The organism is Streptomyces sp. NPDC028298 (genome assembly GCF_055565895.1).
This window is the reverse complement of the sequence record NZ_JBVHTL010000004.1, coordinates 664,477-677,895: the sequence shown is the minus strand read 5'-3', so window position 1 is coordinate 677,895 and position 13,419 is coordinate 664,477. Positions and strand designations below refer to the sequence as shown.

At 72.7% G+C, this 13,419-nt stretch carries 11 protein-coding genes; 4 read left to right on the top strand and 7 right to left on the bottom strand.

Annotation, left to right across the window (positions count from 1 at the left end):
* Window positions 1-5: 5 nt before the first annotated feature.
* Window positions 6-1,982 (top strand): fumarate reductase/succinate dehydrogenase flavoprotein subunit, encoded by a 1,977-nt coding sequence (locus ACZ4TO_RS22000; protein WP_468025011.1) that lies wholly within the window; start codon window positions 6-8, stop codon window positions 1,980-1,982.
* Entirely contained in the window at window positions 1,979-2,749 is a 771-nt protein-coding gene (locus ACZ4TO_RS21995; protein ID WP_468025010.1) for a succinate dehydrogenase/fumarate reductase iron-sulfur subunit, read from the top strand. Before ACZ4TO_RS22000 ends, ACZ4TO_RS21995 begins: the two co-directional genes overlap by 4 nt.
* 57 nt (window positions 2,750-2,806) lie before the next feature.
* Here the strand turns inward: ACZ4TO_RS21995 and ACZ4TO_RS21990 are convergent, their stop codons facing one another.
* Window positions 2,807-3,130: a hypothetical protein gene (locus ACZ4TO_RS21990; protein WP_468025009.1), complete on the bottom strand. Its 324-nt coding sequence runs from the start codon at window positions 3,128-3,130 to the stop codon at window positions 2,807-2,809.
* A gap of 248 nt (window positions 3,131-3,378) precedes the next feature.
* Here ACZ4TO_RS21990 and ACZ4TO_RS21985 point away from each other — a divergent pair, with 248 nt between their 5' ends.
* Complete coding sequence (locus ACZ4TO_RS21985; RefSeq protein ID WP_468025008.1) at window positions 3,379-4,962, top strand: hypothetical protein; 1,584 nt, start codon at window positions 3,379-3,381, stop codon at window positions 4,960-4,962.
* Between the two features lie 29 nt (window positions 4,963-4,991).
* On the opposite strand, the gene ACZ4TO_RS21980 is transcribed toward ACZ4TO_RS21985, so the two are convergent.
* The 6 genes from ACZ4TO_RS21980 to ACZ4TO_RS21955 all read right to left on the bottom strand — a co-directional run bounded on the left by ACZ4TO_RS21980 (window position 4,992) and on the right by ACZ4TO_RS21955 (window position 11,615).
* Window positions 4,992-7,778, bottom strand: coding sequence for a SpoIIE family protein phosphatase (locus ACZ4TO_RS21980; RefSeq protein WP_468025007.1), 2,787 nt, complete (start codon window positions 7,776-7,778; stop codon window positions 4,992-4,994).
* 247 nt (window positions 7,779-8,025) lie between these two features.
* Window positions 8,026-8,487 (bottom strand): ATP-binding protein, encoded by a 462-nt coding sequence (locus tag ACZ4TO_RS21975; RefSeq protein ID WP_382787815.1) that lies wholly within the window; start codon window positions 8,485-8,487, stop codon window positions 8,026-8,028.
* Window positions 8,488-8,563: 76 nt separating this feature from the next.
* Window positions 8,564-8,971, bottom strand: coding sequence for a (deoxy)nucleoside triphosphate pyrophosphohydrolase (locus ACZ4TO_RS21970; RefSeq protein ID WP_382787817.1), 408 nt, complete (start codon window positions 8,969-8,971; stop codon window positions 8,564-8,566).
* Between the two features lie 45 nt (window positions 8,972-9,016).
* A complete protein-coding gene (locus ACZ4TO_RS21965) occupies window positions 9,017-9,199 on the bottom strand; it encodes an SPOR domain-containing protein (RefSeq protein WP_382787819.1) in 183 nt (60 codons plus the stop codon).
* A gap of 289 nt (window positions 9,200-9,488) precedes the next feature.
* Complete coding sequence (locus ACZ4TO_RS21960) at window positions 9,489-10,241, bottom strand: GntR family transcriptional regulator (protein ID WP_382787822.1); 753 nt, start codon at window positions 10,239-10,241, stop codon at window positions 9,489-9,491.
* A 147-nt stretch (window positions 10,242-10,388) separates the two neighbouring features.
* On the bottom strand, window positions 10,389-11,615 hold the full coding sequence (locus tag ACZ4TO_RS21955) for a DUF4190 domain-containing protein (RefSeq protein ID WP_468025006.1): 1,227 nt from the start codon (window positions 11,613-11,615) through the stop codon (window positions 10,389-10,391).
* A 417-nt stretch (window positions 11,616-12,032) separates the two neighbouring features.
* On the opposite strand from ACZ4TO_RS21955, the gene ACZ4TO_RS21950 reads away from it, so the two are divergent.
* Window positions 12,033-13,139, top strand: a complete 1,107-nt coding sequence (locus ACZ4TO_RS21950; protein ID WP_382787826.1) for a threonine synthase — start codon at window positions 12,033-12,035, stop codon at window positions 13,137-13,139.
* The last annotated feature ends 280 nt before the right edge of the window (window positions 13,140-13,419 follow it).

The window sequence follows — 13,419 nt, the reverse complement described above, 5'->3', positions numbered from 1 at the left end:
CTCTGATGTCCGTGGTCGACCGACAGGAGTGGGACGTCGTCGTGGTCGGTGCCGGCGGCGCCGGACTGCGTGCCGCGATCGAGGCACGCGAGCGCGGCGCCCGTACGGCGGTGATCTGCAAGTCGCTGTTCGGCAAGGCCCACACGGTGATGGCCGAGGGCGGCATCGCGGCCGCCATGGGCAACGTGAACTCGGGCGACAACTGGCAGGTCCACTTCCGCGACACCATGCGCGGCGGCAAGTTCCTCAACCAGTGGCGGATGGCCGAGCTGCACGCCCGCGAGGCACCGGACCGGGTCTGGGAGCTGGAGACCTGGGGCGCCCTGTTCGACCGGACGAAGGACGGCCGGATATCGCAGCGCAACTTCGGCGGCCACGAGTACCCGCGCCTCGCCCACGTGGGCGACCGCACCGGCCTCGAACTGATCCGCACGCTCCAGCAGAAGATCGTGTCCCTCCAGCAGGAGGACATGCGGGAGACCGGTGACTACGAATCTCGCCTGAAGATCTATCAGGAGTGCACCGTCACACGGATATTGAAGGACGGACAGCGGGTCTCGGGGACCTTCTGCTACGAGCGGGAGTCGGGGCGCTTCTTCGTCCTGGAGGCCCCCTCCGTGGTGATCGCCACCGGTGGCATCGGCAAGTCCTTCAAGGTGACGTCCAACTCGTGGGAGTACACGGGCGACGGGCACGCGCTGGCGCTGCTCGCCGGGGCGCCGCTGCTGAACATGGAGTTCGTGCAGTTCCATCCGACCGGCATGGTCTGGCCGCCGTCGGTCAAGGGCATCCTCGTCACCGAGTCGGTGCGTGGTGACGGCGGGGTGCTGCGCAACTCCGAGGGCAAGCGGTTCATGTTCGACTACATCCCCGACGTCTTCAAGGAGAAGTACGCGCAGTCGGAGGAGGAGGGCGACCGCTGGTACGAGGACCCGGACCACAACCGGCGTCCTCCGGAGCTGCTGCCGCGCGACGAGGTGGCGCGGGCCATCAACTCCGAGGTCAAGGCCGGTCGCGGATCACCGCACGGCGGTGTCTTCCTCGACGTGTCCACCCGGATGCCCGCCGAGGTGATCCGGCGCCGGCTCCCCTCGATGTACCACCAGTTCAAGGAGCTGGCCGACGTGGACATCACGGCGGAGGCCATGGAGGTCGGGCCCACCTGCCACTACGTGATGGGCGGCATCGCGGTCGACTCGGACACGGCGGCGGCACGCGGGGTGCCCGGACTGTTCGCGGCCGGCGAGGTCGCGGGCGGCATGCACGGTTCCAACCGGCTCGGCGGCAACTCGCTCTCCGACCTTCTGGTGTTCGGGCGCAGGGCCGGCTGGCACGCGGCGGAGTACGCGGCCGGTCTCACCGGGGAGGACACACGACCGCCGGTGGACGACGCCCAGGTCGACGAGGCCGCCGCGGAGGCGCTGCGGCCCTTCTCCGCCGAGGGCCCCGAGTCCGTCCCCGCCGCGTCCCCCGGCGGCCCGCCCGCCGTCGCCTCGCGGCCGCCCGAGAATCCGTACACCCTGCACCAGGAACTCCAGCAGGCCATGAACGACCTGGTCGGCATCATCCGCCGCGAGGCCGAGATGGAGCAGGCCCTGGAGAAGCTCGCCGAGCTGCGGGTACGGGCACGCCGCGCCGGGGTGGAGGGCCACCGTCAGTTCAACCCGGGCTGGCACCTCTCCCTGGACCTCAGGAACATGCTCCTGGTCAGCGAGTGCGTCGCCCGGGCGGCGCTGGAGCGCGCCGAGTCGCGGGGCGGCCACACCCGCGAGGACCACCCGGCGATGGAACGTTCCTGGCGCCGGATCAACCTGCTGTGCCGGCTCACCGACCCGACCGGCGGGCTGGCCGCCACCGACCCGGTGGCCGGACAGATCGACCTGGTGAACGAGACCACCCAGCCCATCCGCCCCGACCTGCTCGCCCTCTTCGAGAAGGAGGAGCTGGTCAAGTACCTCGCCGAAGAGGAGCTGTACGAGTGAGCAGCTACGAGGCCCGCTTCAAGGTGTGGCGCGGAGACGTGAAGGGCGGTGGCCTGCAGGACTTCGGGGTCGAGGTCAACGAGGGCGAGGTCGTCCTCGACATCATCCACCGGCTCCAGGCGACCCAGGCCCCCGACCTCGCCGTGCGCTGGAACTGCAAGGCGGGCAAGTGCGGTTCGTGCTCGGCGGAGATCAACGGCAGGCCCCGGCTGATGTGCATGACGCGGATGTCGGTGTTCACCCAAGAGGAGACGATCACCGTCACCCCGCTGCGCGCCTTCCCGGTCGTCCGGGACCTGGTGACCGACGTCGGCTTCAACTACGACAAGGCGCGTCAGGTCCCGGCCTTCGTCCCGCCCGCCGGGGTCGGGCCGGGCGAGTACCGGATGATGCAGGAGGACGTGGACCGGTCGCAGGAGTTCCGCAAGTGCATCGAGTGCTTCCTGTGCCAGGACACCTGTCATGTGGTGCGTGACCACGAGGAGAACAAGCCCGCGTTCGCCGGTCCGCGCTTCCTGATGCGGGTGGCGGAGCTGGACATGCATCCGCTGGACGCGGCGGCGGAGTCCGGGCTGGACCGCAAGGCCACGGCCCAGGACGAGCACGGTCTCGGCTACTGCAACATCACCAAGTGCTGCACGGAGGTCTGCCCCGAGGGCATCAAGATCACGGACAACGCGCTGATCCCCTTGAAGGAGCGGGCGGTCGACCGCAAGTACGACCCGCTCGTGTGGCTGGGATCGAAGATCGGCCGGCGGAGTACGTAGACCCGGGCTCGGGCGGGGCGGGGACGGCTCGCCGTCCCCGGTCCGCGCGCGGCGCCGTCACTGTCCTTCGGGGTCCGGCGGGGCCACGGGGCGCCGCCCCGGGTACTGCCCCATCATCTGGACCACCTGGCTCGCGATGAACAGGCCCATCCCGCCCAGGGCGTACGGCGTGAACTCGGCGTCGGGTTCCTGGAACGGCCCGAGGAAGATGAACAGGGACCATCCGACGGCCCCCGCCAGCGCGCCCCAGCCCCACAGCTTCGGGCGCACGACCCTGCGCCGCACCCACGGCGGGATCCAGTACCGCGTCAGGGCCGCGATCCCGATTCCGGCCTGCGCGACGACGATCAGTGCGGCGAACCCGACGAAGTACCAGTGCATCGAACCCCCACTCCCCCGCGTGCCGAACAGGGGCACGCGCCGCGATCATCGCACGCGGGACCCGGGCCGTCATCACATGGTGGGGCTTCCCGCGGCGAAGGCGCGGCAGGCCGCCCCGGGCCCGAGGGCGCCCGCGGGAACGGCCCCCGCGCCCCTCCCGTACACCCCGACACCTCTCGTACCCCAACTGCCCCCAACTCCTCGTATACCGGTCGCGGAGCCGCTCGAACGGCCATACGCTCCCAAATGTGACGTCGCCCCTGAGCCGCAGCCGGTCGCGCCGGGTCCCGTCGCACATAGCCGTGCGGGTGGCGCATGCCGTGCTCGGGGGGCTGGTCGCGATGGGCTGGCTGGTGCTGCCGCTGGCGCGGGCGGGAGCCGACACCCCGGTGGTCCGGACGCGGGACACGGACGTCGCCGCCCGGCCGGTCACGACCGCGCAGGACGGCACGACGACCGGTGATCTCGTGCCGCCCCTGGTCGCGGCCGGCGCCGCGGGCGCGCTGGCGGCGTACGGATACGGGCGCCGCAGACGGCGGGCGACGACCCGGACGACACCCGGCGGCGACACAGAGCTCACCCCTCTGCACGAACTCGACGATGAGGCGCGGCGGTTGCTCGTCGAGACCGACGACTGCGTCCGCGTCGGGGTCGAGGAGCTCGCGCTCGCCGCGGACCGGTCGGCGGGCGACGCGATCGAGCCGTACGTCTACGACCTGAGGCACGCGGAGGCCGCTCTCGCCGCGGCCTTCCGGCTGCGCCAGCGCCTCGACGAGACGGAGGGCACCGGCGTGGACCCGGCCCGGGACGACAGCGACCGCAGGGAGGCCCTGGAGGAGATCGTCGCCCACTGCCGGGACGCCGGGGAGCGGCTGGACGCGGCGGCGCCGGGGTTCGACCAGATCCGGGCCCTGGAGCGCAACGCGGTGGCCGCCCTGGAATCCGCCGAGGCCCGCTTCCGGGAGGTCGCGGCGCGTATCCGCGGCGCCGAGGCGACCCTCGCGGAGCTTCACGAGCGGTACGCCCCCGCCGCCTCGCTCGCGGTCGCCGGTGACGCCGAACAGGCCAAGGACCGCCTTCTGTTCACCACCTCTCATCTCAACCAGGCACGGCAGTACGCGGACCGGGGCGACGGCGCGAAGGCCGCGGCCCATCTGCGCGCGGCGGAGGGGGCGTTGGGGCAGGCCCTCGACCTGGCGAACGGCGTGGAGCGGCTGGCGGCGGAACTGGACTCGGCGGCGGCCGGGCTGCCCGCGGCCCTGACGGCGGCGGAGGACTCGTGGAACACGGCCCGGGCGCTCCCGGCGGAGGCCCGTGCCGGACTCGTCGGGCGGCTGGGGCACCTGGAGGTGGTGCTCTCCGCGGTGCGTCACGAGACGGCCGCCGGCCCCCACGATCCGCTGGACGCGCTGCGCCGGGTGACGGAGGCCGCGGCGGGCCTGGCCGGGGCGGTCGGCGGTGACGTCCCCGAGGGACACGGGCAGGCGCTGCTGCCCGCGCGCAGCGCGCTCGCCGGGGCCGCGTGCTTCATCGGCACCCACGGCGGGGTGGTGGGCAGTGAGGCGCGGACCCGGCTGGCGGAGGCGCGCCGGCTGCTCGGGCCGGGGACCGTCCCGCTCTCCGAGGCGCTGAAGGCCGACGACCTGGCCCGTGAGGCGCGCCGGCTCGCCGAACGGGACGTACGGGCGTACGGCAATCCCTCCGGCGGCCGCGGCGGCGCCGGAGCGGGCGGCGCGGTGCTCGGCGGGATCCTGCTGAGCGACGGCGAGGGCGGCCCGATGAGCTACGGCGGCCCTCGCACCCGGGGCCGCCGGGGAGCGTTCTTCACCTGACCCCGCGGGTCGGCACCCCCGGCCGGCCCTCAGAACAGGCTCAGCAGTGCTTCCGCCGGGTCCGTGAGGCTGGTCTCGCCGTCCGGGAGGGGGAGTTCGAACCACACGGTCTTTCCGCGCGGGGTGCGCCGGGAGCCCCAGCCCGCGGAGAGGAGGCCGACGAGCTGGAGGCCCCGCCCGCCCTCGTCGGTGTCGCGGGCCCGGCGGCGGCGCGGCTGGACGAGTCCGGCGTCCCAGACCTCGCAGACGAGGGTGCGGTCGAGGAGCAGCCGCAGCCTGATCTCGCCCTCGCCGTAGCGCAGGGCGTTCGTCACCAGTTCGCTGACGAGCAGTTCCGTCGTGTCGACGAGCGGCTCCAGGTCCCAGGCGACGAGCTGGGTGCGGGTGTACTCGCGGGCCCGTCCCACGCTGCGCGGCTCACGCGGCAGGGTCCAGTCGCCGACGGAATCGGCGGGCAGCCCCTGGACACGCGCCATCAGCAGGGCGATGTCGTCCTCGCCGTGGTGGGTGTCGAGGGTGTTGAGGACGTGGTCGCAGACGTCCTCCAGCGGCCGGGAGGGGTCGGTGAGGGCGCCGACGAACGCCTGCAGTCCCTCGTCGAGGGGGTGGTCGCGCGATTCGACCAGTCCATCCGTGTAGAGCGCCAGCAGGGCGCCTTCGGGGAGTTCGACCTCCACCTCCTCGAAGGGCTCGCCGCCCACCCCGAGCGGCATCCCGGGCGGCACGTCCAGCATCAGCGCGCTCTCGCCGGGCTCGACCAGTACGGGCGGCAGGTGGCCCGCGTTGGCGAAGGTGCACCGGCGGGTCACGGAGTCGTAGACGGCGTACACGCAGGTCGCCAGGTACACCTCGGAGAGGTCGGCGTCGCGGGGCTGACGGGCCGTCCGGGTGGCCTGCTGGACCCCTCCGGGCGTGCCGAGGCCGCGCGCGATCTCGTCCAGCGCCGAGAGCACCTCGGCGGGTTCGAGGTCGAGCAGCGCCAAGGTGCGTACCGCGGTGCGCAGTTCGCCCATCGCCACGGCGGCGCGCAGCCCGCGTCCCATCACGTCGCCCACCACGAGCGCCGTGCGGTGCCCGGGGAGTTCGATGACGTCGAACCAGTCGCCGCCGACCTCCGTCGCCGCGTTGCCCGGCAGATAGCGGCACGCGATGTCGAGGCCGGAGGCCTCGGGGTCGCCCGGGGGCAGCAGGGACCGCTGAAGGATGAGGGCGCGTTCGTGCTCACGGCGGTACAGACGCGCGTTGTCGATGCAGACGGCCGCGCGGGCGGCCAGCTCCACGGCCAGCGCGCGGTCGCGCTCCCCGAACGGCTCGCTGCCCTTCGTGCGGGAGAACTGGGCGAGTCCCACGACCGTGTCGTGGGCGACCATCGGGACCGCGAGCGTCGACTGGATGAGGCCGCCGTCGTCGGCGGGTATCTGCTGCGGCCGGGCGGTGCGCAGGGCGTCCGCGCAGGGCGAGTTGAACGGAAAGTGGTGGACCGCGCCGACGGCCACGGGCGCCGGACCGCCGGCGAAGGGCGCGTCGGAGACGGCGCTGGCGAAGGCCACCCGGCGGAGTTCGGCGCTGCCGTCCGCGAGTCCGGGCGGAGTCTCGTCGCCGGCGAGCAGCCCCTGGTAGAGGTCGACCGTCGCGAGGTCGCAGAAGCCCGGGACCACGACGTCCAGGAGTTCGCGCGCGGTGGTCTCCAGGTCGAGGGAGTTGCCTATGCGGGCGCCCGCCTCGTTCAGCAGGGCGAGGTTGCGCCGGGCTGCGGCCGCTTCGCGGGCTGCGGCGCGGCGGGAGGTGATGTCGGTTCCGAGCCACGCGATACCGATGGGGCGGCCGCTGCCGCTGTGCACGCGGTAGAGGTTGATGGACCAGTGACGGCGCTCGTCGGAGCCGGGGACCTGACCGGTGACGTGCATGTCCGTGATGGACTCGCCGGTCTCAAGGACCCGGCGCAGAACCGCCGTCACCCGCTCGGCCTCGGCGCGCGGAAGGTAGTCGTGGACGCCCTTGCCGCGGTGGTCGTCGACGCTGCCGCCGAAGATCGAGGCGAATCGCTGGTTGGCTCGCCGGACCTGGAGGTCCGTGTCGATCAGCAGGAACCCGAAAGGAGATTGACCGAAAATCGCCTGCGAGGCGGCCAGGTCCGTCTCGATCGTCCGCAGGGTACGGACGTCCACCACGATGCATACGGCGGCTCGCTCGCCGTGCTCGGTGGTCGTCGGCATCACGTAGACCTCGGCGAGGCCCTCCCTGCCCCCGGAGTCCTCGGAGCCCTCGTCGGCGTCCTCGGCGGCGGGTGTGCGGAACGGCACGAGCCCGGTCCACTCGCGGCCGTCCAGGATCTCCGCCATCTTCCGCTGACCGAACTCGCGCCGGTCCTCGCTGACGAACGCCTCGATGGGGTCAATGCCGACGGCCCGTTCCGCCGGGATGCCGAAGATCTGCTCGGCCCGCAGGCTCCACTGGTCGACGAGCCCGTCCGCGCCGATGGAGAAGGAGGCGGCCTTGATGTAGTCGTAGATCGAACCGGGCGGACTGCTCTGCCACATGGCGTCCCCCGGCGCTTCGCCGGTCTCGCCCGTCCCGTCGCTCCGGTCGCCGTCCGGACCGGCGACCGCGGCCCCCGCCGCGTGGTCCGTGCCGTCGGCGGCGTCGGCCGCGCGCTCCGTGGCCGCGTCCCCCTCGGCGGCGGCGTCCGACGCGTCCTCCGTGGTCGCGTCCGCCGTGCCGTCGGGAACCGGGCGCGCGTCATCGCCCGCCGCATCGGCCCTCGCGCCGCCCGACGGGTCCTCGGACTCCGTGGCCTTCGCTGGTATCTCGCTCACGCGAACCGTCCCCTCCAGCTCACCGCGTCCGGCACCGGTCACCGGGGGCGGCTGCCCGCAGTATCCAGCACTACGGTGCCGCGCGACACGGTGTTCACGATCACAGCACGGTCCCGATGGTTTTTGGACCGGCCGCGACATACTCCCAGTCTTCTAACCAGGTGGCACCCCGTCGAACCACACAACGCGACACGGGTCGGGAGCGTGATCCGGCCGCGCGCCGCGCGGGCGCGCCGGCCCCGGTGTCTCAGTCAGGCACGGCCAGCTCGAACCAGACCGTCTTGCCGTTGTCCGCGGGCCACGTGCCCCAGCGCCGGCACGAGCCGGCCAGGAGCTGGAGTCCGCGGCCGCTCTCGTCGGAGGTGTCGGCGGACCGTTCCCGGGGCGGGTCCGGCAGCGGGTCGGAGACCTCGACGCGCAGAGCGCCCGGCACGTCCTCGGGACGTACGAGACGGACGCCGATCGGTCCCGTGGCATGGCGGAGCGAGTTCGTCACCAGTTCGCTGACCAGGAGCGCGGTGATGTCGCCGAGGGATTCGAGATCCCAGTCGCGGAGCTGCCCCCGGACGACGGCGCGGGCGGTGCGGACGGCACCGGGCTCCGCGGGAAAGGTCCACTCGGCGCAGTAGCCGTCAGTGTCGATCAAGCCGATCACTTCCCAGACCAGAAACCCCACCCCTGCCCGGTTTCGGGGGGTTAAGGGGCACATACCCGGTATCGGTGGAGCTTTACCGCGCCCGGGGCACACTATGGCGCGAACGGCGCACGAGGAGGCACTCGGGTCGTCAGGCGCCCGGATCGAGCCACGGGAGTGCGCCCTTGACCGCCGGCACGTCCTGGTCCAGCCAGTCCACGTCCCAGATCTCCTCGGCGCTCAGCCAGCGCAGTTGGTCGTGGTCCTCCAGGGGCTCCGGTTCGGCCGAGCCGGGCAGCAGCCGGGCGGCCCACACCACCAGGACGTATCCCGGCTTCAGCGGCCACTCCCCGGGGACGCGCTCCAGCGCCCGCGTGTCGATGCCGAGCTCCTCGCGCAGCTCGCGCACGAGGGCGCGTTCGGGGGTCTCACCGGGTTCGACCTTGCCGCCCGGAAGCTCCCAGCGGCCGGCGAGGTCGGGGGGCGCACTGCGGCGGGCGGCGAGCAGACGTCCGCCGCGCACGAGGGCGCCCGCGACCACCACGATCCGTTCCGTCATGCGCCGGAGCCTACGGGAGCGGGACGAGGTCCGGCTCCCGGTGGATCAGCGGGTTCCGTTCGGCCCGATCCGCTCGACCCAGTAGAGCTGTTTGTGCCCGCGGTCGTCGAGGCTGTCCGCGATCTTCTGGGCCTCGGCCCTGGTCGCGTACCTGCCCACGCGATAGCGATTGCCGTTGTCGTCCTGCCGTATGACGAGCCAGGGAAGCGTGATCGTGCTGTCGTTCATAGCGCCCCTCCACTTCCCGCCCCGGGCCCCCGTCGAACCCCGCATTCCATCGAAACCGCAATCCGCATATGCCCGAGCGTACGCCTTACCTTCACGCAGCGAACACGGGTTTACACAAAGAGGTACGCAACCGGCCAGTAAGGAGCTTCGACCCGGGGGGCGCACGCCGTCGAACACGCCGCCCACGACTCCTCGCGCGCCCGCGAACAGGGCGAAGTCGTTCCCGGGTCCCCCACTTGAGAAAGGCCAGATTCCAACCGGGCTCAGCCGCGGCCCGGGTGACGCGCGGTCACTTCACGGGCAGGTGGTAGGCGATGCGGTAGCGGTCCGCCGGGACCACCACGTCCGCCGTCTCGACGGGGCGGCCCGAGGCGTAGAAGGTGCGCTGGATGACGACGACCACATGTCCGGGCACGCCGCCCAGCGCCAGGAGTTCCTCGGCGAGTCCGGGGCGCGCGCCCACTTCCTCGGTGACGTTGTCCACGATCACGTCGATGGCCGCCATGCGCTCGACGACTCCCATGCCGCCGAGCGGGCCCTCCTCGGGGAGCATCACCGGCGTGCGCCCGGTCACGGCGAGCGGCTCCCAGGACGTGGAGAGCATCATCGCCTCTCCGCCGTCGCGGTAGACGTAGTTCGTGCACATCACGCGGTCGCCGGGCTGGATGGCCAGCCGCTCGGCGATCGCGCCGCTCGCCTCGACCTGACGGCTGCGGGACTCCCAGGTGCCGCGCACCGCGAAGTCGGCCTGCTCCTGACGGAAGGGGGTGGCGCCGCTGTCCGGCCGGTATCCGGAGCGGGCCACGCGGCGCGGCACCGGACGCTCGCGGACGTACGTGCCCGAGCCGGAGCGGCCCTCGACCAGGCCCTCGGCCATCAGCACCTTGCGCGCCTCCAGGGCGACGGTGTCCGAGACCCCGTACTCCTCGCGGATCCTGGCCTGCGAGGGGAGCCGGGTGTGCGGTGGCAGCGAGCCGTCGACGATCTTCTTGCGGAGATCACCCGCGACGCGCAGATACGCCGGCTGCTCACCGAATGTCACTTAGCCGCTCCCATCAGGTTGTACAGACAGCAACAGCGTGGCAACCGTGGGTTGTGCCATGCAAGCGAAGGCCAGAGAATCACTCGAAGTGATGACGCGCGCCTTTGAGGGCATTACGCAGGCACTTTCTCCCCACTGTGGCTGCCGTCACACCTCGATCCCGGGACCGTCTTCGCCGCCGCTACCGGCGCCCCCTCCGTCGTCGTACACGGGCGGGGTGGTGGCGAGCCCCAGAGCCTTGCGGGTGGTGACCGTCTTCTCGGGGTCGATGAGCTTCAGGGCCTTCTCGTAGTGGTCGGAGAAGGTGTCCGCGTCCGGCGCCCGCGCGGCCTTGTCCCACTCCTTCGCCGAGCGCTCCAGGTCCTTGGCCAGGGCCGCGACGAGCTTGGCGGCCTCCGGCGAGAACCTGTGCGCGGGCAGCCCGTCCGCCTCCCAGGCCAGCGCCTCCGAGACGTGGCCCGCCCACTCCTTGTAGGCGGGCAGGTCGTCGTCGATGTACTCGGTGTCGGGTATCGCGTCCAGCGCGTTGTCGATGGCCGCCGCCGAGCTCAGATACGAGTACTGGTCGGGGTCCAGCGTGAGCTGGTCGTTGCGCAGGGAGCCCGTCAGGCCGGCCTCGTCGTCGGTGTTCCCGAACAGACAGCTCACCTCGCGGTCGCCGACGCGCCAGCTCTGCGCCGTCGGCGTGAAGGAGTACACGGCCACGTCCGCCGGGACGGCCCAGGAGTCCATCGCGTAGGTGTTCCGGAGCAGATAGCACCGCCGGTCGGCCTCGTCGGCCGCCTCGTCCTGGCCCGGGTAGTCGCCCTCGGACATCTCGAACTCCGCGAACACCTCGGCGTCGTGCTCACGCGTGCACGGCACCTCGTCGACGTCGATCGTCACACCCTTCAAGGAGCCGCCCGCGGTGTCGAAGCACTCGCCCACCTCCAGCGAGAACGCCGAGCCTCCCGAGTCGCCGGCCGCGTCCTCGAAGCCCTCCCAGAAATCGCGGGCTCCCCCGGTGGCGACCATGAGCGCGAGCAGCACGACACCGATCGACGACATCACCATGCCGGCCACCGCCATGCCCTTGCCGCGCTCGCCGCGCCGTTTGATCTGGACGAGCGCCACGATCCCGAGCACCAGCCCGACGGCGGGAAGGAGGCAGAGGATGCCGAGGACCAGCGCCGCGATCGCGAGCCCGTTGAACGGGACGGGCCGGTTGTACGGGGAGTAGCCCTGCCCCCAGGGCTGGTACGGCCCCGCGTAGGGGGCCTGCGGGGGCTGCTGGAACGGGCCCTCCGGGGAGGGATACCGGGGATACGGCGGGGTCCCCGGCGGCGGGTACTGCCCTTCGGGCTGCTGCGGTCCGGGCGGCGGGGGTATGGCCACGGTTTCCCTTGCTCCTCATCCATCCGTGATGGAACGCGCGTACGACTGCCGAATGGCTGGGCGCATCGTACGCACGGCACGGGCGGAGCGGTGACGGAGGCCGACCGGACGGTGACCGGGGCGCGGACGGGGGCCGTGACAGGCGTCGTGACAGGGGCCGGCCGGGCGCCGGCCGGAGCGCGGACGGGGCCGCGACAGGGACCCACCGGACAACGGCAGGAGCACGGGCGAGGGCCATGACGGGGCCGGCCGGGCGACGGCCGGAGCGCGGACGGGGCCGCGACAAGGGACCCACCGGACAACGGCCGGAGCACGGACAGGGCCGCGACAGGGATCGACCGGACGACGGCCGGAGCACGGACGTGGCCGGGCCCTCGGGAACGCCGCGCCCCGCGGTCGCGCGTCTAACCTGCACCCATGACTGCACTGCCGGACTGCTTCTGCCCGACGGACGGCACGCGCGTCCCCGCCGGCTCGCTCGCCTGGTGCTGCCCGGTCTGCCGCGGCCCGCTCGACCTGGACTTCTCGCCGACACCGGCTCCCCTGGCGTCCCTGACCGGCCGGGTGAACTCGCTGTGGCGGTACGCGGAGTGCCTGCCGCTCGCCGCGCCCACGGTCAGCCTCGGCGAGGGCCGTACCCCGCTGGTCCCGCTGCGCGAGGGCGTGCTCGCCAAGCTCGACTTCCTGATGCCGACGCTGTCGTTCAAGGACCGCGGGGCCGTGCTGCTGGCCGAGCTGGCGCTGCGGCTCGGACCCCGGCAGGTGCTCGCGGACAGCAGCGGCAACGCGGGCACGGCCGTCGCCGCCTACTGCGCCCGGGCCGGGCTGCCGTGCACGGTGTACGTCCCCGAGGGCACCTCGGCGAAGAAGCTGGAGCAGATCGAGGCGCACGGGGCACGGCTGCGGGTGGTCGACGGCGACCGCGAGGCGACGGCACGCGCGGCCCGTGAGGCGGCCGACGAGGACGGCGTGTTCTACGCCTCGCACGTCTTCAACCCGTACTTCCTGCACGGCACGAAGACGTACGTCCACGAGCTCTGGGAGGACCTGGGCGGCCGCCTGCCGGACGCCGTCGTGGTGCCGGTCGGCAACGGCACGCTGCTCCTCGGTGCCGCCCTCGCCGTGGCCGAGCTGCACGCGGCGGGGCTGATCGACAAGAGGCCGGCCCTGTACGCCGTCCAGTCCGCCGCGGTCGCCCCGCTGGCCCGCGCCTGGTCCGAGGGCGCGGACGACCTCGTCGGCGTCACTCCGATGGCGCCCACGTTCGCCGAGGGCATCGCGATCCCGCACCCGCTGCGGGCCCGCCAGATCCTGAGCGCGGTTCGCGCCTCCGGGGGCGCCTTCCTGACGGTGACGGAGGACCAGATCCGTCACGCGCAGACGGACCTCGCGGGACGCGGCCTGTACGTGGAGTCGACGGGCGTGGCCTGCTGGGCGGCGGTCCGCGAGGGCGCGCTCGGCCGCCGGGAGGCGGTGGTGCCGCTGTGCGGCGCCGGCGTGAAGACGGGCCTGGCCCGGCCCTGAACGCCCTCGGGATTCAGCGACTCCCGTACCCCACCCGCCGTACGCCGCTCACAAAGGCCAGGCGGCCAGCAGGTCCCCCTTAGTAACCACCCTCGCCCAGTTCCTCACGGGAGACGCCGGGTCGTCCACGGGGGACACCGGTCCACGGTGTACGAGACCTGACCGCTCCCCGACCCCACGTCACACCATTCGGCACCCGTCCGGCACGGGGACGGCGAAGGGGCCGGACTCGACAGAGTCCGACCCCTTTCCGGCTCGCACGTTCGACTCGGCCGCCGAC